The following is a 20,446-nucleotide window of genomic DNA, read 5'->3' as shown; positions in this document are numbered from 1 at the left end:
ATTGTCATTAATGTCTATTATACGTGACACATGATAGTTTGTTGGGAAAATTGATTTGATAGGTTTATGGCCGAATGTTTAGTTTCTCCTCGTTTTAGGAACAGTTAAGAGAGACAATAAATGAGGAGTGATTGAAATGGATGCGAAAAAAACCGCTCGTAAAATCCTGGATGAAAGCTATGTCGGAACGATGGCGACTGTCCAACAGGGCAAGCCTTTCAGCAGGTATATGACATTTTTCACCGAGGATTTTACGCTCTATACGGCAACTTCAAAAAAGACCGATAAAGTGGATGAACTTGAGCAGAATCCGAATACGCATATTTTGATCGGCTATGATGGGGAAGGTTTTGGGGACGAGTACCTTGAAATTATGGGAACCGTAACGATTTCCGACGAGGAAAGCATGAAAAAGAAAGTCTGGAATGAGCATATGGAGCCATATTTCACTGGACCTGAAGATCCGGACCTTGTCATCTTGAAAGTAACCCCTGATTCCATGCGTCTCATGAATAAAAAGGGAGAAGACCCCCAAGATATTCAATTTTAAAAAGATGAATCCCTTGCCAATATTCGGCAAGGGTTTTGTCTTCAATCATTCAATTTCCAGATTGCATAATTCAACAGGTAATTAAGACCGATTTGCAATTCAGAAATGGGCATTGCCTTTGTAACCTCATAGCTAAGCTCCTTTTTCTTCTCTCCCCGGTACTTTGCGAGTCCCATCAAACCGTTTTATGATCCATCTGGCTAATTACTATAAAAAGTTCCATTATACCACTTCCTGTTACAGTACATAGTTCCCTTTGCCTATATAATAAAACAAAATAACAGACGGCAGTATGCGGAATAATAAAAAAAGTATTGATTGTATTCATGATACGGTATAATGATACAAAATTCAGTGGTGACACTAGGAACGAAGTGAGTGATTGAATGAAACAACGTGAGCAATGGACATCGAAAATCGGATTTGTATTGGCGGCGGCCGGAAGCGCAATCGGACTGGGCGCTATTTGGAAGTTTCCTTATATGGCAGGCACGAACGGCGGAAGTGTTTTTGTATTGCTATTCATTATTTGTACACTGGCGATCGGATTGCCAATATTGTTGGCTGAATTTGTAATCGGGAGAAGGGGACAGAAAGATGCTGTCACTTCATTAAAGAAGCTGGCACCAGGTAAGCCGTGGTTTTTAATTGGATGGATGGGGTTACTCAGTTCTTTCATCCTGTTATCATTTTACAGCGTAGTAGGTGGGTGGATCCTATCCTATTTGGCAAGAGCATTATTGTTTAATCTTGATGTTGCCGATTATGGAGGACTCTTTAATACGATTATAGCGAATCCTGGTGAAGTGCTCATTGCACAGGCAGTGTTCATGATTTTGACTATATGGATTGTCCAGAGTGGAATTAAGGGCGGAATAGAGCGTGCGAGCCGGTGGATGATGCCTTTGCTTTTCATTTTCTTCATCATCTTGGCGATTCGTTCTTTGACATTAGAAGGGGCAATGGAAGGCGTCCGTTTTCTATTCGTGCCGGATTGGTCGTATTTGACCGGAAAAACATTATTGCTTGCACTTGGACAGGCATTCTTTTCGTTAAGCGTGGGAGTTACAGCGATGATGACGTACGCGTCCTATTTGCCGAAAGAGGAGCGTCTTGGCCAATCCGCTTTCAATGTGTCGATTTTGAATATTTTCATCTCGCTGCTCGCGGGCATTGTCATTTTTCCGGCCGTATTTGCACTCGGGCAATCTCCGGCAGAAGGGCCAGGATTGATCTTTGTCGTATTGCCGGCAATCTTCAATGAAATCCCGTTTGGTGGATTCTTCTTGATTTTGTTCTTTATTTTATTATTATTCGCGACGTTGACATCATCCATCTCCATGTTGGAAATTGTTGTTTCAACGGGGATAAGAGAGAATCTTGAACGAAGACGGACGGCGGCTTGGGTATTTGGATTATTGATATTCATCGTCGGAATTCCAAGCGCGTTATCTTTCGGTGTATTATCCGATGTAAAACTGCCCGGGGGAACTTTCTTCGACTTTGCAGATATCCTAACAAGCCGAATTGGATTACCGATAGGAGCCTTTCTCATTTCCTACTTTGCCGGCCATGTGTTGACAACGATGGAAACCAATGATGAGCTGCGAATGAACCCTTTCATGAATCATGCATGGAAGTTTATCGTACGCTTCATCGCACCGCTTGCCATCATCATTATTTTTATCGCATCATTTATAGGATAAAACCCTTAAAAGCATCTCTTCGTACTGGAGAATGCTTTTTTCTTTTGGGGAGAATTATTCTTTTGGTGTAAATAGTATAAAAGTAAACAGGTGATGGGGAAAGCTTATGGGGGAGAATGGATATAAGCCGAAATTGTATGACCGATCGTTTCCTATTGAGGTATTCTACCTCGAAGAAAATGCAGAGGAAGAAGTCGTAGAAATTCTAATACCAATGCAATGATTACAAAACCGGCTATCTTTTAAGGTTGCCGGTTTTTTACACTTGTATATATAAGCATATAATTATATGATACTGACGAGGAGTGATGATAAATGAAAACAACAGAGTCGATTGATTTACAAAAAGCATCGCAAATATTTAAGCTTCTCGGGGATAAAACGAGGCTGACGATGATGAAATTGCTTGAATCACATGATTGCTGTGTGTGTGAATTTGTCGCAATCTTTAAGATGAGTCAGCCGGCGATAAGTCAACATCTACGTAAATTAAGGGATATCGAATTGGTGAAAGAAGAACGTAGGGGACAGTGGATCTTTTATTCAATCAATCAGGAACACGAAGATTATCCATTGATTTCTAGCGTCCTTAAACACTTGCCAGATCAAGGAAGTTCCATTGAAAAGTTGGAGGCGCAAGGATTACGTATTTGTTGTGAATAAGGAGGAAGTCATTTGTATTTAGTAATAACTGCGTCACTGATTTTTATCTTTACGCTCATTTTTGTTATTTGGCAGCCTCGAAACCTTTCGATTGGATGGTCTGCATGTGCTGGGGCAATTATTGCATTGCTGTTTGGTGTTGTTGACTTCGGGGATGTGCTCGATGTTACGGGCATTGTTTGGAATGCAACACTCGCTTTCATTGCAATCATCATCATCTCTTTAATACTCGATGAAATCGGATTTTTTGAATGGTCTGCCTTACATATGGCTCGGCTAGCCAAGGGGAGCGGGCTGTGCATGTTCATTTATGTCAGCCTTCTTGGTGCAATTGTAGCGGCTTTGTTTGCGAACGATGGTGCGGCACTCATCTTGACGCCGATAGTTTTAGCGATGGTTCGGAATTTGAAGTTCAGCGATAAAATGATATTCCCATTTATCATTGCAAGCGGATTTATCGCAGATACGACATCATTACCTTTAGTTGTGAGCAACTTGGTCAATATTGTTTCAGCCGACTTTTTCGGCATCGGTTTTGCCGAATATGCTTCAAGGATGATTGTTCCGAACTTATTTTCATTAGTCGCGAGCATTCTTGTCTTGTATTTGTTTTTCAGAAAGAGTATTCCTGGAAAGTATGATGTCGCCGAATTGAAAGAGCCGAAACAAGCAATCAAAGACCACAGGATGTTCCGGCTTTCTTGGGGAGTCCTCGGCATATTACTCGTCGGTTACTTCTCAAGTGAATTCATTGGACTTCCGGTGTCTTTTATCGCAGGAATAGTAGCCATCTTCTTCTTAGTCATGGCAAAGAGAAGCCCAGCAGTTCACACGAAACAAGTGTTGAAAGGGGCACCTTGGGCGATCGTTTTCTTCTCAATCGGCATGTATGTTGTTGTCTACGGGTTGAAAAATGCCGGTTTGACAAGTGTCTTGGCGAATGTCATTCAACTGGCCGCTGACCAAGGTCTCTTTGCCGCTACGATAACAATGGGCTTCATAGCAGCATTTTTATCATCCATCATGAACAATATGCCGACAGTCATGATTGATGCACTCGCAATAGCTGAAACGAATACGACAGGAACGATTCGGGAAGCGCTTATCTACGCGAACGTCATCGGGTCGGATTTAGGCCCTAAAATTACGCCGATCGGTTCACTCGCAACGTTGCTATGGCTGCATGTCCTTTCACAAAAAGGAGTAAAAATCGGGTGGGGGACTTATTTTAAAGTCGGAATCATTCTGACGATCCCTACACTTTTCATCACCCTAGTCGGATTGTACGTATGGTTATTGATTATCTAATATTGGAAAAGGAAGTGTGTAAACATGGAGAAAAAAACTATTTACTTCCTTTGTACCGGCAACTCTTGTCGTAGCCAGATGGCTGAAGGATGGGGAAAAAAGATCCTCGGTGAGGAATGGGATGTTATTAGCGCCGGGATTGAAGCGCACGGTGTCAATCCGAACGCCATAAAAGCGATGAATGAAGTAGGAATCGACATTTCGGGTCAAACGTCAGATCTTATTGATATGCACATACTGAACAATGCTGATTTCATCGTCACGCTATGCGGTGATGCCGATGACAATTGCCCTGTGACGCCTCCTCAGACAAAACGTGCTCACTGGGGGTTCGAAGATCCGGCAAAAGCGACGGGAACGGAAGAGGAAAAATGGGCATTCTTCCAGCGGGTACGGGATGAAATCGGACAGAGAATTGAACAATTTAACGAAACAGATGAATGAATATGTTTGGTTTATTTTTCAAATAAATTCAGTTTTTATCAGCACATGATAACCTTTCCACTAGAAAGTCATCTATTATTTTTACCATCTTAAAACTTCACAAAAACTGTATAAACATAGGAAGAACATTTGCCCTAATTGGGCAAGGTTCTTCCTATTTTTGTTATAAAATGCTTGATGAAGAAAAGGTGTGAAAATCTGTTCGTCCCTTTTATCGATAGGGAAATGACAAGTTGGAAAGCTCCAATCAAATTACTATGAAAATAATAACATCTTAAGTTGGTAATAAAATGCAATAAGCTTATTTCAATAGTGTATTTTAATATTTATTAATAAAATATGTCCAAACGATATTAAGAGTGTGACAGTTATATAGATGTTTATTGAAAGGTTTGTGACAGTATTCTTCTTTTTTTAGTGAAGTTTTTGTGAAGTGTACACCTGCTGATTGTTTTTGGCGATTTATTATATTAAGATAAGCACCTAGCTCAAAGAACTGCTAAATTACTATAATTTCAAATGCTGTTTCTATAGCTTATAGAACACAAGAAAGGGGTACTTCCATGAAAAGGAAATTGACGCTTTTAAGTCTGGTTATCGGTATTCTTGCCGTGTTGGCAGGTTGTGAACCGGTAATGGTCCTGGATCCGAAAGGACCTCAAGCTGAAACAATATCCAATGTTATTTGGATTTCGATTGCGACGATGGCGATTGTTGTCATTGCTGTTTTCGCTCTGTTGGTGTATGTGATTGTGAAATATAGAGCTTCGAAACAAGATGAGGATTATGAACCTCCGCATATCGAAGGCAATCCGATTGTTGAGTCGATAATTGTCGGGATACCGATAATTATCATCATCTTCCTATCTATCGTCACAGTAAGGTCCACTTATGAAGTGGAGGCGACACCAAAAGGATATGAAGATCAGAAACCATTGGTCGTTTACGCTTCTTCCTCTGACTGGAAATGGCATTTCAGTTATCCGGAAGAAAATATTGAGACGGTGAATTATCTATATATCCCGACCGACCGAGCATTGGAATTTAGACTTTACTCATACGGTCCGATTACTAGCTTCTGGATTCCGCAGCTTGGCGGACAGAAGTATGCAATGTCGGATATGATCACCACATTACATTTAGCAGCTGATGTTCCTGGAGAATATATGGGGAGAAATGCAAACTTCAGCGGGAAAGGCTTCGCCGAAAACATCTTCCATGTAGAGGCAATGCCAGCAGACGAGTTCGATAAATGGGTCGAGGAAGTGAGAGCGACTGCCGAGCCTTTAACAGAAGACAAGTTTGCTGAGTTGCTGGAACCGGGTCATCTTGGTCAAATGACGTTCAGTGGAACTCATTTGGAATTCTTGCCACCGCCTGAAGGTCACAATCATGGAACAAAGCACTCCCATGAGGGAGAACATGACACAGATGACGCACACGGCGATGTAGATACGGATCATTCGGCACACAAATAAATCTACTAGAATTCTCTTTATAGTTAATTTGCCACGAAATAAATTTTCGGAAGGAGTACAACAAGTATGGATTACTTTGATCGATTCGCCATACCTCATCCTAGCCCTGCAATTTACGCATCTATGGTTGCCATCGGTCTAACCGTTATTGCGATTTTAATAGGCTTAACATATTTTAAAAAATGGAGTTATTTATGGCGCGAGTGGTTGACAACTGTTGATCATAAGCGTATCGGCATCATGTATATCATTGCTGCATTGCTCATGCTATTCCGGGGCGGTGTTGATGCGTTGATGATGCGGGCGCAAACTGCCGTGCCTGACAACAAATTGTTGGATGCACAACATTACAATGAAGTATTTACGACCCATGGAGTAGTAATGATTATCTTCATGGCGATGCCATTCATTTATGCGCTAATGAACTTCGTTGTACCTTTACAAATCGGGGCGCGCGATGTAGCGTTTCCACGTTTGAATGCACTTAGTTTCTGGTTGTTCTTTATGGGTGCAATGTTATTCAATATCTCATTCGTTATCGGGGGTTCTCCTGATGCTGGTTGGACTTCGTATTTCCCGCTTGCAGGGAATGACTTCAGTCAATCCGTCGGAACGAATTATTATTTGATGTCGATTCAAATAGCCGGTATTGGTACATTGATCTCGGGTATTAACTTCGTTACGACAATCTTTAAGATGAGAGCACCTGGTATGAAATTGATGAAAATGCCAATGTTCACTTGGACTGCTTTAATCACGAACGCGATTGTAGTTTTCGCATTCCCAGTCCTTACAGTTACACTTTTGTTGGGAACGATGGACCGTCTATTCGGCACCCATATCTTCTCGATGACTAATGGCGGAATGGATATGCTTTGGGCGAACCTGTTCTGGGTTTGGGGACATCCGGAAGTATATATCCTCATTTTGCCGGCATTCGGTATATATAGTGAAATCATTTCCACGTTTTCACGCCGTAATCTTTACGGGTATACATCGATGGTCGCTTCAATTGTGATTATTTCCTTCTTCTCATTCTTAGTCTGGACTCACCACTTCTATACAATGGGGCAAGGACCTCTAACCAATAGTATCTTCTCCATTACAACAATGGCGATTGCGATTCCAACGGGAATTAAGATATTCAACTGGCTGTTGACAATGCGGAAAGGGAAAATTGAATTTACAGTTCCGATGTTGTATTCAGTAGGGTTCATCCCGATCTTCACAATCGGCGGGGTGACAGGAGTCATGCTCGGTATGGCGAGTGCCGATTATCAATACCATAATACGATGTTCTTGGTTGCGCATTTCCATTACACAATCATTCCGGGTGTCGTATTCGCGATGCTGGCCGGTCTTACGTACTGGTGGCCGAAAATGTTCGGCTTCATGCTCAATGAACGAATCGGAAAATGGGCATTCTGGTTTATCGCAATCGGCTTTAACGTCACATTCTTCCCAATGTTCTTCACTGGATTGGATGGGCAAGCGCGCCGGATGTACACGTACTCTGAAGCATCTGGATATGGTCCATTGAACATGCTTTCCTTTGTGGGAGCAGTTGGTCTGGCGATCGGCTTTGCATTAATCGTCTATAACGTCTATTACAGCACGCGGCATTCTTCACGAAATATCGGTTCAGATCCGTGGGATGCCCGTACACTTGAATGGGCGACACAGACTCCTGTTCAATCGTACAACTTTGCTCGGACACCGCATGTCGATTCCATCGAAGCATTCTGGGATTATAAGAAAAAAGGTCAGCCTTTATTCAAAGGAAGCATTGAAAAGATTCATATGCCGAATAACAGCGGAGTGCCATTTATCATGAGTTGCATCTTCTTTGTTTGGGGCTTCTCATTCATATTCAGTATGTGGATTCCGGCGATTATTACGACCATTGCAATCTTTGCATGCATGGCTCACCGATCATTTGAAAAAGACGACGGTTATTACATTCCTGTCGAAGAAATAGAAGCAACAGAAAAAGATAGCGAGGTGTTAGCTGATGAAAACCGATAACTCGCTTCCGCTCGAATATGGTACAGAACAGAATAAGTTGAACATATTAGGTTTCTGGATTTTCCTGGGGGCTGAAGTGATGTTGTTTGCGACGCTTTTTGCAACCTATTTTACATTGGAACATCGTACGGGAAGCGGACCGGCTGGCGCAGAGATTTTCGAAATAACGCCGGTGCTCATTGAAACGATTTTACTGTTAACAAGTAGTTTTACAATCGGTCTTGGCGTTCATGCCATGCGGCTCGGTAGAAAAAATGCAATGATGACGTTCTTTGCCGTCACATTACTCCTCGGACTGGCATTCTTGGGCGTCGAAATTTATGAGTTCACACATTATGTCCATGTTGGCGCAGGCCTTCAAGTGAGTGCATTCACAGGCATCCTTTTGACGACATTAGGGACGCACGGTGCGCACGTGACAGTCGGTCTCTTCTGGGGACTATTCATTATCATGCAAGTGAAAAAACGTGGGTTGACGCCAGAGACGGCCAATAAATCATTCATCTTCTCACTATACTGGCATTTCTTAGATGTTGTCTGGATCTTCATCTTCAGCTTCATCTACTTGAAAGGAATGATGTAACATGAGCGAATTATTCCCGCGTAAACAAGTTATGGGATTTGTCTTTTCGTTAGTTCTGACTGCTGCAGCTTTAACGGTCTACTTCTTGGATGTGTCATTTGCGGTAGGGATGACGATTCTTTTGGCTACGGCCTTCATTCAGGCTGCCGTTCAACTTGTCGGCTTTATGCATGCAGGCGAGTCGGAAGACAAAGTGGCGATTTACGCAAATATTTATTACGGAATCGCTATCGCGCTCGTCACCATCTTCGGAACGTTGTTAATATTGGTATGGGATATGTAATAGAACAAAAGCGAAGGGTGCCTGCTTAGATGCGATAGGCATAAGACAACCCTGCGAAGAGGCGTTCTTTGCCTCGCAGCAGGGATGGCTTATGACCCGAGCATCTGGCGCCCGGAGTCTAGACGTAAAATGAAAGGAGCGCCTCTATGGGCGCTCCTTTCATTTTTATTGAATGCTGCGCATCCCTTTTTCCGTCTTTTCGAGCATTTCTTCCGTTGCGACAAAGAAGACCCCCATCAGGAAAATGAAAATAGCTCCCATCACAGTTCCAATTCCGATGCCGGTGATTGCGCTGTAATCGCTTACAAAGAAACCGTATAAGAAAATGGAGATTCCGATTGCTAGCACTGTAAGACCTACAATCTTAACGGCATTTAACATCTTAAATTTGGATTCCATTACCAACACCCCTTTTCTATATTATTTACCTTGTTCACAAAGTTGTCAAACTTTTTTCGGATATTGTTTTTTAATCAAGGTGAGTGGCTATAGGTGTGCTAAGTTCTGAACCTGGCACACCCATTACATCGGACTTTTTTGTAAGCTCAAGCAGTAAGGATTAGTTAACAGATGTTTGGAGGTCCCAAATGCATGCCTCTATCCATGATGACGGAGGGAGGAGTGTCATGTATATACGGTGGGGCTGGGCGAAGGGTTGGTATCTTTCCGAATGGTACTGGATTTTCAATGTATTGAAAGACTCCCTCGCCGTCTATGCTTGGTCCGTGTGCCCAACGACCTTCGGCGCTTTCATTCCCCCGCGAAAAGTTGAATAGAGTATAAGAAACTTGCCGCTTCTCCAATTCTTTCGGGAATGTGCTTGGTACGACTACGTTCTCTTTTGCTTCTAATTCATGTATAGCCGCAAGCCATTGGTTTTGGTGCATCGTATCCCTGGCGATCAGCCAAGAAAGCATGTCTTTGACCCCTCGGTCATTGGTTGCCTCGTATAGCCTGACAGCTTGTAGTCGCCCTTGCGACTCGGCATTGAGGTTTGCCCTGAAATCAGCAAGAAGATTACCGCTAGCGATGATATAGTCAGCCGTCCATCTGTTTCCGACACTGTCAGCCGGCATGGCGCCTAAGCCTGAAACGATTGCATGCTGCGGATTCATTCCTCCTAAAATCGCGCCGATAATTGGATCCTTCGCGGCGGCTTCTAAATCCCCGACAGGCGCGCCGTCTAAAAGTCTGGCAATCATCGTGGCCAACATTTCGATATGAGCCAATTCTTCCGTTCCGGTATCCATCAATAAATCTTTGTATTTCCCATTGCCCCGAACACTCCACCCTTGGAACAAATATTGCAATGCAACGGATATCTCTCCAAATTGTCCTCCTAAAATCTCCTGCAGCTGCTTCGCAAACAAAGGATCCGGCCTTTCTGGCTTGGAACGGAATTGCAATTCCTTTATATGATAGAACACATCCATACCTCCTGTTTTTCTGCCTACTCTTCTTCAAGTTAGTGTATTAATCTGTCAGTGACTTTGACACAATTAAACAAGTGACAGGCCGCGGAAGAGAGAATAAAAAAACAGACCCTCGGCTCAAGCCGAGGGTCTGTATTGTGAGGTAGTTTTCTTGTTGAAGGGCAGAGGCTTGAGTCGAATGCTGAACTTAATATCCGCCACCGTAGAAGGCGGCACCTACAATAATTAAGAGAATGAACAGAACGACGATTAACGCAAAGCTGCTGCCATATCCATACCCACCTGTACCTGAACCCATAGAACCACCTCCCTCGTGAATTGTAATACAGTATATGAAGTGGTTTTGCGGTGAATTGGACAGATATCAGGTGACGGGATGAATTAGGGATGGAAAAAAACGATTTCTGGGGATTGTTGAAAGGAGTTCGGAATAGCGCATGTCAGAGATGGAAAGCGCTTGTGGAAAGTATTCGTTAGAGAGGGGGGTTATCAAAGAGCATTTTAATATTGTAGTAAAAGAAGAAACGTCAGATTAACCACTGATATTTTTTTGTTGATAATCAGGAAGCTAGTCGTGTACTTAAGTCGTTAGGAATAGTAGTAGTAAAAAAACAGACCCTAGGCATCCGGCCTAATAGGTCTGTTTATACGGGATCAACCGTTGTTCCGACGGTTGTCCCAATAGGTTTGGCACCTAATGATTCCGACTGGGCTCGAACCAGCGACCTCTACCCTGTCAAGGTAGCGCTCTCCCAGCTGAGCTACGGAATCGGGAGAAAGTGTTGCTTGCTTACTGCACATTTATTATTATAGCTTGTTTTCCATAGAAGTCAACACTTTTTCTAAAAGTTTTTTTAAAGCACGAAAAAAAGGTAGAATATGAAGAAAAGAGGTGATGATCATGGATGCACAATTTTCGATTCCGTTCGCATACGACTTTGATAGAGCACTGGAACGACTAGCGGGGGATCCTGTGAACGCTGTGGACCTTACGAAACGCGAAATCCGCATTCCGATGGAGGAAGGGAATATCGTCAGCCTATATGGCTTAGGTTCGATAGAGTCTCCATCCTTCCTATTGAAAAATGCGATGAATACAAAGCAGGTTGATCAGCTTATGTCCGTATTTCATTTTGACCGTCCGTTGGATGAAATTGCAGATCATTTTATCGATACGGATCTTGAAAAGCTCTTCAAGGATCATGCTGGTACGCCTCTCATCCAAAGTTTTTCACTTTATGGTACGTTAATGAAAAACATCATTCACCAGCAGTTGAATTTGGCTTTTTCTCATGTGTTAACAATGCGATTTGTAGAATCTTTTGGTTCTTACCAGGATGGAGTGTGGAGATATCCGAATCCAGAAACAATTGCTGCGCTCGATGTGGAGGATTTGCGAAAGCTTCAATTCAGTGGCCGGAAAGCGGAATATGTAATCGGATTGTCTAGATCGATAGTGGATGGCAAGTTGGATTTATCGAAGTTTACTCGGATGGATGATGATGAAGTGATTAAAGAGATGGTCAAGCATCGCGGAGTTGGTCCGTGGACTGCCCAAAACTTCCTCATGTTCGGGCTAGGGCGGCCGAATTTGTTTCCTGTCGCTGACATCGGTCTACAAAATGCATTACAACACTTATGGAATCTAGACCGTAAGTCGACTGTTGATGAAATGCTTGTCCATTTTCCGTCGTGGTCACCATATTTAAGTTATGCTGCGTTATATTTGTGGAGAAGCATAGAATAACAAGGAGCATAAACTTACCTGGAGCAGGGCATAAAAAAGCTTCCCGTCAATCGGGAAGCATGTCAATTAGTGTTAATTAATGTGTATGGTTTTGGTTAGTATCATGATCCATTTCATGTTTTGGGTCAAAGTAGAGGAAAGTTTCATTATCCAGGTCTGTGACGCGCTCCTTGTTGAGACCTAATGAAAGATTCCCCTCAAAAATTGTTTCCCACCAAGTTTCTGTTGTTGTCATGTTCATTTCCTCCGTTTCATTCAGTATTGGTTTGTGGCTATGTGATATGTCTTTACCCGTGAATGAGAGGGACTGAAACGCGTACTACCGAAAAGGAATCATTAGACCTATTGCTTGCCAATCGGATAAACAAGCCTTTTTTCATTGGCGATATAGGTTGTTACACTCAAATTCCGGGTGCAAATTAATGAATTAAGTAATCATAGTATATGTTGGCGTTCAATTCCCCAAACTGCGTAATTGGTCGGAATTTGACGAAGTGAATTCAGTTCTTTTGCTATATTGACAATATGATTTGTTGAAGGAGCGGGGTATTTGTGGAATTTTCTCGAGATATCGAATCGAAAATCGCATTTCAGCGAAACTTTTATGATTCCGGAGCTACAAAAAATGTGGAATTCAGGTTAGGCATGTTGGGTCGTTTACAAAAAGCGATCGTTCAAAAGGAAGAAGAGATTTTTGAAGCGTTGCAGAAAGACTTAGGGAAAAGCCAGTTTGAATCGTATGTGACGGAAGTTGGATTCGTATTATCTAGCATTTCATTCATGATGAAACATTTGAAGGAATGGATGGAGCCTGAGTCTGTGAAGACGCCAGTACATCTGCAACCGGCAAAAAGTTTTATCGTTCGGGAACCATATGGATCCGTGTTGATTATTGGACCTTTCAACTACCCTTTTCAGTTAATCATGGATCCGTTAGTGGGTGCTATTGCTGCAGGAAACTGTGCGGTCGTCAAACCATCTGAAGCGACTATCCATACAGCTAACATCATAAATGACATCTTGACGGGAATTTTTCCTCAAGACTATGTACAAGTCGTCGAAGGCGGTATCGAGGAAACTTCCGCACTGATCCATGCACCTTTTGATTATATATTTTTCACCGGCAGTGCTGCTGTCGGGAAGATTGTCATGAAGGCAGCGGCGGAACGTTTGACGCCGGTCACGTTGGAGTTGGGAGGGAAAAGTCCTGTTATCGTTGATCAGACTGCTAACTTGAAGAGGGCTGCGGAACGGATTGTGTGGGGCAAATTCGTGAATAACGGACAAACTTGTGTAGCCCCTGACTATGTTCTCGTCCATGAAACGGTGAAGATGAAACTAGTAGAGGAACTCATTAACTGCATACACGACTTCTATGGAGAAGACAGCGCGAAAAGTAAGGATTATGGAAGGATCGTCAATGCAAAGCATTTTGATCGACTAGCCGAAATAATCAATAAGGAAAAGAGCCATGTCGTCATTGGTGGAAAATTTGACCGAGATGACCTATATGTGAGTCCGACTCTATTGGATGGAGTTTCATGGGACGGGCCAGCGATGGAGGATGAAATATTTGGTCCTGTTCTTCCAATATTGTCCTATCGGAATTTAGGGGAGGCTATTCAACGTATCCGCCAACTACCCAAACCTTTAGCAGCCTATCTTTTCTCTGAGAACGAACAGGCGCAGGATTATTTCTTGGAACAACTTCCGTTTGGCGGAGGCTGCATTAACGATACCATTTCCCACGTCGGCAATATCCATCTGCCTTTTGGTGGAGTCGGTGCATCCGGCATGAATGCCTATCATGGAAAGGCAAGCTATGACCTATTCACTCATTCGAAATCCATATTGAAGAAAAGTACAAAAGTGTCGGTACGACTTGGATATCCGCCATATGGAAAAAAACTAGCGATTGTAAAGTCTCTACTCCGCTAATACTAGAAAGCAACGTGCGAAGGAATGTACAGGCTTTTCCTTCGCACGTTTTCAGTATGGTGAAAATACGGGTTATTACTCCGCAAGCGTAGCAAGCCCTATACTTTTATTAAGTGAATAAATGGGAAAAGTCACGGTCAATTCAGTGCCCTTTTTTCGAAGTTCATTGAAATCAATTTTCCCGCCATGATCCAACACTATTTTTTTCGTAATAACGAGCCCAAGTCCCGTAGCTCCGTCCTTCGTCGTAAAGAACGGTATAAACAATTGTTTGAACGTCTCCTGATCCATCCCATGGCCGTTATCGGTCAATGTAATGGAAATAGTATGATTAACAATTGAATTATAAAATGAGATGGTACCACCATCCTGTACTGCCTCCAGAGAATTTTTCATGAGATTGATGAATACCTGTTTTAAACTTTCTTCATTCCCGAAAACAGTTGACGGATACTCCGCTAAAAACAGCGAGCAATTAATTTGGCGCATTTTCAGCTCCTCTGCAAAAAGGTCAATCACTCCTATAATCGCATTTTCTACGTCAATTTCCTTCCGTTGCTTAATATTAGGTTTGGATAAAATCAAGAATTCATTCGCGATTAAATTGATCCTTTCAATTTCATTTTCCATTATTTCCGTATACGTTCGATAAGGATTATCGGGATCTTCATTCATCAATTGGACAAATCCATTTACTGAAGTCATCGGGTTCCGTACTTCATGGGCGACAGTCGCAGCAATTTCACCAATTGCATTCAGTTTAATCGCTTCAATCTTCAGGCGCTCTGCTTGAATTTTTTCCGTTATATCACGAGTGATCAGGGATAATGCTACGATTTCCTTATTTTTATCATAGATTGGTGCCATGGTCGTTTCTGCTTCAAATACAGTTCCGTTCTTGCGAAGCTCTTTTGACCGGATGTTTGTAAAGCTCCTTCCTTGCAGTAGATATCGCTGGCGCTCTGCCTTTCCTACGAATTCCGATGGGGGTGTCAACTGAATGGACTTGCCGATGCACTCCTCTCTTTTCCACCCGTATACCTCTTCAAATGCGGGATTGACGGCAAGCAGCTTTTGATCAAGACTGAACACTGCAATCGCATCTTGCGCATGTTCGAAAAACAAATCCAAGTAACCGTCCTTCGAGGAAAGAGTCATACTCATCACTTCTTTTTCAATGAGCAGCTTTTTCATTTGCGGACCGATTTTCACTGTAATGAAGAAGAGTAGCACCATGACGAGAATGAATAAGAAACTGAAGTGGATTATTATTTTTGCATCTCTAACTGGGTAGAAGTATGGGCCTAGAATCCTCAATAATACGATTAATTCGACAGCAGTTAAAACCAGCATGGCGATGAGTAAGTATTTGTCGCTAAAGATGAGAGATATAATAATAGGGAAAAACAAAAAGAACAGATAGGGAAAGTCTGCGTTGACAAACAGCAAGGAAAGAATGTAAAAATTGCTTCCGACAATGATTAGCCAACTAATTATTTTTTGGTTCGGATTTCCAAAATGCAGAAAACCAAAAAGGCTGAGGTTGAATAGAGCACAAGCTGCAATAGGCAATACATATAACGGTTGGTCAAAAAAAGGTGATGCGATTAGTTGAAGGAGAACGATTAAACCGAAAGAAATGATGAGACATTTATTTTTAGATTGAAGGGAGTGACCGTTTTCCATTGATGCACCTCGGAAAGTAGTAGTATTATAAGTATCATACAACATTTGTTTTATATTGGAAACAGAAGTTTCAGAAAAAGAAATGAGGGATGAGAGATGCATCAATTTAATGAGTCAAGAACAATTGAGTTATTGAAAAGACTGGTGGAAACACCAAGTCCGTCTGGCTTCACTGAAAGAGTAATGCAAGTCATCATTGACGAACTTGGGGAGATCGGAGTCCCGTTTACACGGACGAATAAAGGGGCTGTTATCGCAACTTTGGAAGGGAAGGACGATTCACGCCACCGGCTGTTGACCGCCCATACGGATACGCTTGGAGCGATGGTGAAGGAAATCAAAAGCAATGGCAGGCTGAAATTGACTATGATTGGCGGGTTTAACTGGAATGCGGTGGAAGGTGAGTATTGCCATATACATACTGCCTCCGGCAAAGAAGTCCGCGGGACGATTTTGATGCGTCAGACGACAGTCCATGTCTACCGTAATTCAGGAAGTGCAGAAAGAAATGCCGACAATATCGAAGTGCGGATCGATGAGAAAGTGACGAATGCCGCCGAAACGAGGGCGCTTGGCATTGAAGTGGGAGATTTTGTTTCATTCGATCCGAGATTTGAAGTGACGCCAACCGGTTTTGTCAAATCAAGACATCTCGATGATAAAGCAAGTACTGCACTTCTGTTGGAATTGATTCGTTCATTGAAGGAAAACGGAACGGAACTTCCGAATACGACTCACTTCTACATTTCGAACAATGAAGAAATTGGTTATGGCGGGAATTCAAATATCCCGAACGAAACCGTGGAGTATATTGCTGTCGATATGGGAGCGATCGGAGATGGACAAACTTCCGATGAGTACACTGTTTCGATATGTGCGAAAGATTCAAGCGGGCCTTACCATTATGCGCTGACGAGGCACTTGACGACTCTTTGTGAAAAAGGGAGTGTCCCGTATAAGCTTGATATTTACCCTTATTATGGATCGGATGCATCTGCTGCAATCCGAGCGGGCTTCGATGTTAGACATGCACTGTTCGGTCCGGGAATTGAATCTTCCCATGCGCTGGAGAGGACTCATGTCGACTCCTTGAAAGCGACAGCACAATTATTGCATGCTTATGTAGTATCCGAAATGATGAACTAATAATTGTTGGAAGGTGGACTCGGTATGGAGACCCATTATTTATTTTCAAGTTTGCCGATCAAGAGAGTAGAAGGGGTTTTACCCGATATAGTAACGGATATTGCAGTCGATTCACGTTCCGTCAATGCGGGGGGTGTATTTGTCTGTATAAAAGGGTTCACTGTGGATGGACATGCATTCGTTCACAAAGCGATTGACAATGGGGCAAGAGTGGTCGTGGCGTCCAGTCCTGTCGAAGCCGATTTGGACAAAGTGGCAGTCGTCTATGTGGAAGACACGTCAAGAGCGATCTCTTTGCTTGCACCCCGCTTCTTGAACTATCCTTCCAAGCGGATGACGATGGTCGGCGTGACGGGAACGAACGGCAAAACGAGCATCGGCAATATGCTCCATTCCGTATTGCAATATGCTGGTGAAAAATCTGCAGTAACAGGTACAATCGGCTTCAATTTGGACGGTATTTTATTTGAAACTGAAAATACGACAGCGGATGTGCTGACGACACAGCAAATGATCAAGCAAGCGGCTGATGCAGGATGTTCCACGATGACGATGGAAGTTTCGTCTCATGGACTTGTCGAAGGAAGACTGGCGGGCACCGAATTTGATATTGCGATTTTCACAAATTTATCGCATGACCATTTGGATTTCCATGGAACGATGGAGAATTACGGAAATGCAAAAGGGCTTTTATTTGCGCAGCTTGGACAAGATCTTGCGCAGTCGAAGTGTGGCGTTGTCAATGTGGATGACCCTTGGGGAGAGCGAATGAAGGAAATGACCTCATTCCCCGTATTTACGTACGGACTTTACAATGATGCGGATTTCCGTGCAACGGACGTCAAGATGACAGTCGACAGCACTTCATTCCACTTGGATTCGCCGGTTGGAGGCTTCGACGTCACGATGGCGCTCATTGGAGAATTCAATGTTTATAATGCTCTAGCAGTTATTGCAGCCTTATATGCAAAGGGCCTTGAGATGGATGTGATCCTCGAAGGGCTTGCAGTTATTCCTTCTGCAAAAGGCAGGATGGAGAAAGTCGATACGGAGTTGCCGTTGACCATTTATGTCGATTACGCACACTCCCCCGATGCAATCGAGAAGGCGATTCAAGCAGTGCTTCCTTATAAAGATGCTGGGAGCAAATTGATATTCGTCATCGGGACAGGCGGCAACAGGGATCGGATTAAACGTCCGATCATGGCTGAGAAGGCATCGATCGCTGACTATGTCGTGCTGACAACGGATGATCCGCGTGATGAAGCTTATGAAACAATCTTGTCAGAGCTAGAAGCGGGCATGCAACACGATCAATACGCGTGCATCGGCGATCGTGAGGAAGCAGTCAGGCATGCTATCTCGGTCGCTGAAAAAGGGGATATTATCATCTTTGCCGGAAAAGGGCATGAGGACTATCAAATTGTCGGCAGAGAAAAACTTCCCCATTCCGATGCAGAGATCGCATTGGATGAGGCGGAGAAGAAGTTCGGCAGAGGTTATATAGAGAAATAGGAAGATGAAGAGCTGTCAATTGAGATAGCTCTTTTCCTTTTAGTAAAAGACTTTGCGCTATGGAGAAAAAATTGTTGAAAATGACTTGCAATCTGTCTATGCTTAGAAAAGTGGAAAAGAAGGAGTTCAGACAAAATGGAAAAACCTATACATGAAGAGATTGCATCACGGCGCACGTTTGCAATCATTTCCCACCCGGATGCCGGGAAAACGACGATGACGGAAAAACTGCTCTATTTCGGCGGTGCCATCCGTGACGCAGGTACCGTAAAAGGAAAGAAAACAGGAAAATATGCAACATCAGACTGGATGGAAATTGAAAAGCAACGTGGAATTTCAGTAACTTCTTCCGTGCTGCAATTCGATTACGACGGCAAGCGTGTCAATATTCTCGATACACCTGGACACGAAGACTTTAGTGAAGACACATACCGAACATTAATGGCGGTCGATGCCGCTGTCATGATGGTCGATTCGGCAAAAGGAATCGAACCTCAGACGATTAAACTGTTTAAAGTATGCCGGATGAGAGGCATTCCAATCTTCACGTTCATGAACAAAATGGACCGCCAAGGGAAAGAGCCTCTCGAACTGATGGAAGAGTTGGAAGAGGTACTCGAAATCGAATCATACGCGATGAATTACCCGATCGGCATGGGCAAGGAGTTTATCGGTGTTTATGACCGATACAACAATCGTATAGAGCAGGCACGTGTCGAAGGGGATAGCCATTTCCTTCCTTTGAATGAAGAAGGGGAGCTGGCAGTCGAGCATCCGATGACGGAAACTTCTTATTACAAGCAGGCGCTTGAAGACGTTCTGCTTTTGAATGAAGCCGGCAATGAGTTCGACGTGGAAAGGGTCGCCAAGGGGGAGTTAACACCCGTGTTTTTCGGAAGTGCCTTGACGAATTTCGGAGTGCAGACATTTTTGGAGACATTCCTTCAGTTTGCACCACCTCCTCAGCCGAGGAAAACGAAGGACGACCAGCTTATCGATCCGAATTCAGAGGAGTTCTCAGGGTTCATTTTTAAAATCCAGGCGAATATGAATCCAGCTCACCGTGACCGCATCGCTTTTGTCCGGATTGTATCGGGCGGATTCGAAAGGGGAATGTCGGTCACAGTCCCACGAATTTCAAAAACGATTAAATTATCACAGACAACACAATTTCTGGCTGATGACCGCGAAACGGTGAATGAGGCGGTTGCAGGCGACATCATCGGCTTGTATGATACGGGGAATTACCAAATCGGCGACACTGTTGTCGGAGGGAAGTCGAATTTCCTGTTCGAAGCGCTGCCGCAGTTCACGCCTGAGCTGTTCGTTCGTGTCACAGCGAAAAACGTCATGAAGTCGAAGCATTTCCATAAGGGAATCCTTCAGTTGGTCCAAGAAGGCGCAATCCAATATTACAAAACATTGCATACAGAAGAAGTTTTATTGGGCGCCGTCGGTCAACTTCAATTCGAAGTATTCGAGCATCGTATGAAAAACGAATACAATGTTGATGTCCACATGGAGCATATCGGCTCCAAGGTCGCTCGCTGGATTGAAAATGAAAGCGATGTGAAAGAGTCGATGACGGGGCAACGTTCCATGCTCGTGAAGGATCGTTATGATAATTTGGTCTTCTTATTTGAAAATGAATTTGCACTTCGTTGGTTCGGTGATAAATTCCCGGACATCCGACTGTACAGTTTGCTATAATTTATTAGTTAAGCCGGGGGACTTGGTCTCTCCGGTTTTTCTATTGTTCGATGCACTGTTTTTGAGCGGGTCAAAGGTCACGAAATGACGATAAAACTTGGGAAATGATCGATAACTTCCGGGAAATGATCGATATCTCCTCCGAAATGATCGATATATCCCCGGAATTGATCGATAACTCCCCGGAAATGATCGATAAAATTTCCGATTATGTTTACCCGCGGATTATTT

General features: G+C 43.2%; 19 protein-coding genes and 1 tRNA gene. 14 read left to right on the top strand and 6 right to left on the bottom strand.

Annotation, left to right across the window (positions count from 1 at the left end; translation table 11 throughout):
- Positions 1-136 precede the first annotated feature (136 nt).
- The 9 genes from M3191_RS06195 to qoxD all read left to right on the top strand — a co-directional run bounded on the left by M3191_RS06195 (position 137) and on the right by qoxD (position 9,040).
- Entirely contained in the window at positions 137-550 is a 414-nt protein-coding gene (locus M3191_RS06195) for a pyridoxamine 5'-phosphate oxidase family protein (protein ID WP_251699042.1), read from the top strand.
- Positions 551-936: 386 nt separating this feature from the next.
- Entirely contained in the window at positions 937-2,256 is a 1,320-nt protein-coding gene (locus M3191_RS06190; protein WP_251699040.1) for a sodium-dependent transporter, read from the top strand.
- A 315-nt stretch (positions 2,257-2,571) separates the two neighbouring features.
- Positions 2,572-2,919 (top strand): ArsR/SmtB family transcription factor, encoded by a 348-nt coding sequence (locus M3191_RS06185; protein ID WP_251699038.1) that lies wholly within the window; start codon positions 2,572-2,574, stop codon positions 2,917-2,919.
- Between the two features lie 12 nt (positions 2,920-2,931).
- A complete protein-coding gene (locus M3191_RS06180) occupies positions 2,932-4,227 on the top strand; it encodes an arsenic transporter (protein WP_251699036.1) in 1,296 nt (431 codons plus the stop codon).
- Between the two features lie 24 nt (positions 4,228-4,251).
- On the top strand, positions 4,252-4,671 hold the full coding sequence (gene arsC / locus M3191_RS06175; RefSeq protein WP_251699034.1) for an arsenate reductase (thioredoxin): 420 nt from the start codon (positions 4,252-4,254) through the stop codon (positions 4,669-4,671).
- A gap of 563 nt (positions 4,672-5,234) precedes the next feature.
- Positions 5,235-6,149 carry a cytochrome aa3 quinol oxidase subunit II gene (gene qoxA, locus M3191_RS06170; RefSeq protein ID WP_251699033.1) on the top strand — a complete coding sequence of 305 codons (915 nt, stop codon included), beginning with the start codon at positions 5,235-5,237 and terminating at the stop codon, positions 6,147-6,149.
- A gap of 66 nt (positions 6,150-6,215) precedes the next feature.
- A complete protein-coding gene (qoxB, locus tag M3191_RS06165) occupies positions 6,216-8,174 on the top strand; it encodes a cytochrome aa3 quinol oxidase subunit I (protein ID WP_251699031.1) in 1,959 nt (652 codons plus the stop codon).
- Positions 8,161-8,757: a cytochrome aa3 quinol oxidase subunit III gene (gene qoxC / locus M3191_RS06160; RefSeq protein ID WP_251699029.1), complete on the top strand. Its 597-nt coding sequence runs from the start codon at positions 8,161-8,163 to the stop codon at positions 8,755-8,757. The genes qoxB and qoxC overlap by 14 nt, the downstream gene beginning before the upstream one ends.
- A 1-nt stretch (position 8,758) precedes the next feature.
- The gene (qoxD, locus tag M3191_RS06155; protein WP_251623711.1) at positions 8,759-9,040 is read left to right on the top strand and encodes a cytochrome aa3 quinol oxidase subunit IV; all 282 of its coding nucleotides are present in this window, start codon (positions 8,759-8,761) and stop codon (positions 9,038-9,040) included.
- A 165-nt stretch (positions 9,041-9,205) separates the two neighbouring features.
- Here qoxD and M3191_RS06150 read toward each other — a convergent pair whose 3' ends face one another.
- The 4 genes from M3191_RS06150 to M3191_RS06135 form a co-directional block, all read right to left on the bottom strand.
- On the bottom strand, positions 9,206-9,439 hold the full coding sequence (locus M3191_RS06150) for a hypothetical protein (protein WP_251699027.1): 234 nt from the start codon (positions 9,437-9,439) through the stop codon (positions 9,206-9,208).
- A gap of 164 nt (positions 9,440-9,603) precedes the next feature.
- On the bottom strand, positions 9,604-10,467 hold the full coding sequence (locus tag M3191_RS06145) for a manganese catalase family protein (protein WP_251699025.1): 864 nt from the start codon (positions 10,465-10,467) through the stop codon (positions 9,604-9,606).
- Positions 10,468-10,660: 193 nt separating this feature from the next.
- On the bottom strand, positions 10,661-10,771 hold the full coding sequence (locus tag M3191_RS06140) for a YjcZ family sporulation protein (protein WP_251699023.1): 111 nt from the start codon (positions 10,769-10,771) through the stop codon (positions 10,661-10,663).
- A 400-nt stretch (positions 10,772-11,171) separates the two neighbouring features.
- Positions 11,172-11,244 (bottom strand) — tRNA-Val (locus tag M3191_RS06135).
- Between the two features lie 130 nt (positions 11,245-11,374).
- On the opposite strand from M3191_RS06135, the gene M3191_RS06130 reads away from it, so the two are divergent.
- Positions 11,375-12,220: a DNA-3-methyladenine glycosylase family protein gene (locus M3191_RS06130; RefSeq protein ID WP_251699021.1), complete on the top strand. Its 846-nt coding sequence runs from the start codon at positions 11,375-11,377 to the stop codon at positions 12,218-12,220.
- Positions 12,221-12,296: 76 nt separating this feature from the next.
- On the opposite strand, the gene M3191_RS06125 is transcribed toward M3191_RS06130, so the two are convergent.
- Complete coding sequence (locus M3191_RS06125; RefSeq protein ID WP_251694979.1) at positions 12,297-12,455, bottom strand: hypothetical protein; 159 nt, start codon at positions 12,453-12,455, stop codon at positions 12,297-12,299.
- A 317-nt stretch (positions 12,456-12,772) separates the two neighbouring features.
- Here M3191_RS06125 and M3191_RS06120 point away from each other — a divergent pair, with 317 nt between their 5' ends.
- On the top strand, positions 12,773-14,158 hold the full coding sequence (locus M3191_RS06120; RefSeq protein ID WP_251699019.1) for an aldehyde dehydrogenase: 1,386 nt from the start codon (positions 12,773-12,775) through the stop codon (positions 14,156-14,158).
- 75 nt (positions 14,159-14,233) lie between these two features.
- On the opposite strand, the gene M3191_RS06115 is transcribed toward M3191_RS06120, so the two are convergent.
- Entirely contained in the window at positions 14,234-15,844 is a 1,611-nt protein-coding gene (locus M3191_RS06115; RefSeq protein WP_251699017.1) for a two-component system sensor histidine kinase NtrB, read from the bottom strand.
- A gap of 96 nt (positions 15,845-15,940) precedes the next feature.
- Between M3191_RS06115 and M3191_RS06110 the strand changes: the two genes are divergently transcribed.
- The 3 genes from M3191_RS06110 to M3191_RS06100 all read left to right on the top strand — a co-directional run bounded on the left by M3191_RS06110 (position 15,941) and on the right by M3191_RS06100 (position 20,215).
- Complete coding sequence (locus tag M3191_RS06110; protein ID WP_251699014.1) at positions 15,941-16,990, top strand: M42 family metallopeptidase; 1,050 nt, start codon at positions 15,941-15,943, stop codon at positions 16,988-16,990.
- Positions 16,991-17,014: 24 nt separating this feature from the next.
- Positions 17,015-18,505 (top strand): UDP-N-acetylmuramoyl-L-alanyl-D-glutamate--2,6-diaminopimelate ligase, encoded by a 1,491-nt coding sequence (locus M3191_RS06105; RefSeq protein WP_251699012.1) that lies wholly within the window; start codon positions 17,015-17,017, stop codon positions 18,503-18,505.
- A 135-nt stretch (positions 18,506-18,640) separates the two neighbouring features.
- Positions 18,641-20,215: a peptide chain release factor 3 gene (locus tag M3191_RS06100; protein WP_251699010.1), complete on the top strand. Its 1,575-nt coding sequence runs from the start codon at positions 18,641-18,643 to the stop codon at positions 20,213-20,215.
- Positions 20,216-20,446 lie beyond the last annotated feature (231 nt).

It is taken from the genome of Sporosarcina luteola (assembly GCF_023715535.1).
GTDB lineage: Bacteria > Bacillota > Bacilli > Bacillales_A > Planococcaceae > Sporosarcina > Sporosarcina luteola_B.
Note: the sequence above shows the minus strand (reverse complement) of the source record. Positions and strands in the feature narration are given on the sequence as shown.

Bases quoted from the DNA above. Each gene is read 5' to 3' on its own strand.
- M3191_RS06190 (WP_251699040.1), top strand. From the start codon at position 937: ATGAAACAACGTGAGCAATGGACATCGAAAATCGGATTTGTATTGGCG.
- M3191_RS06150 (WP_251699027.1), bottom strand. From the start codon at position 9,439: ATGGAATCCAAATTTAAGATGTTAAATGCCGTTAAGATTGTAGGTCTT.
- M3191_RS06140 (WP_251699023.1), bottom strand. From the start codon at position 10,771: ATGGGTTCAGGTACAGGTGGGTATGGATATGGCAGCAGCTTTGCGTTA.
- qoxD (WP_251623711.1), top strand. From the start codon at position 8,759: ATGAGCGAATTATTCCCGCGTAAACAAGTTATGGGATTTGTCTTTTCG.
- qoxA (WP_251699033.1), top strand. From the start codon at position 5,235: ATGAAAAGGAAATTGACGCTTTTAAGTCTGGTTATCGGTATTCTTGCC.
- M3191_RS06115 (WP_251699017.1), bottom strand. From the start codon at position 15,844: ATGGAAAACGGTCACTCCCTTCAATCTAAAAATAAATGTCTCATCATT.
- arsC (WP_251699034.1), top strand. From the start codon at position 4,252: ATGGAGAAAAAAACTATTTACTTCCTTTGTACCGGCAACTCTTGTCGT.
- M3191_RS06110 (WP_251699014.1), top strand. From the start codon at position 15,941: ATGCATCAATTTAATGAGTCAAGAACAATTGAGTTATTGAAAAGACTG.
- M3191_RS06125 (WP_251694979.1), bottom strand. From the start codon at position 12,455: ATGACAACAACAGAAACTTGGTGGGAAACAATTTTTGAGGGGAATCTT.
- M3191_RS06185 (WP_251699038.1), top strand. From the start codon at position 2,572: ATGAAAACAACAGAGTCGATTGATTTACAAAAAGCATCGCAAATATTT.
- M3191_RS06100 (WP_251699010.1), top strand. From the start codon at position 18,641: ATGGAAAAACCTATACATGAAGAGATTGCATCACGGCGCACGTTTGCA.
- M3191_RS06195 (WP_251699042.1), top strand. From the start codon at position 137: ATGGATGCGAAAAAAACCGCTCGTAAAATCCTGGATGAAAGCTATGTC.
- M3191_RS06130 (WP_251699021.1), top strand. From the start codon at position 11,375: ATGGATGCACAATTTTCGATTCCGTTCGCATACGACTTTGATAGAGCA.
- qoxB (WP_251699031.1), top strand. From the start codon at position 6,216: ATGGATTACTTTGATCGATTCGCCATACCTCATCCTAGCCCTGCAATT.
- M3191_RS06105 (WP_251699012.1), top strand. From the start codon at position 17,015: ATGGAGACCCATTATTTATTTTCAAGTTTGCCGATCAAGAGAGTAGAA.
- qoxC (WP_251699029.1), top strand. From the start codon at position 8,161: ATGAAAACCGATAACTCGCTTCCGCTCGAATATGGTACAGAACAGAAT.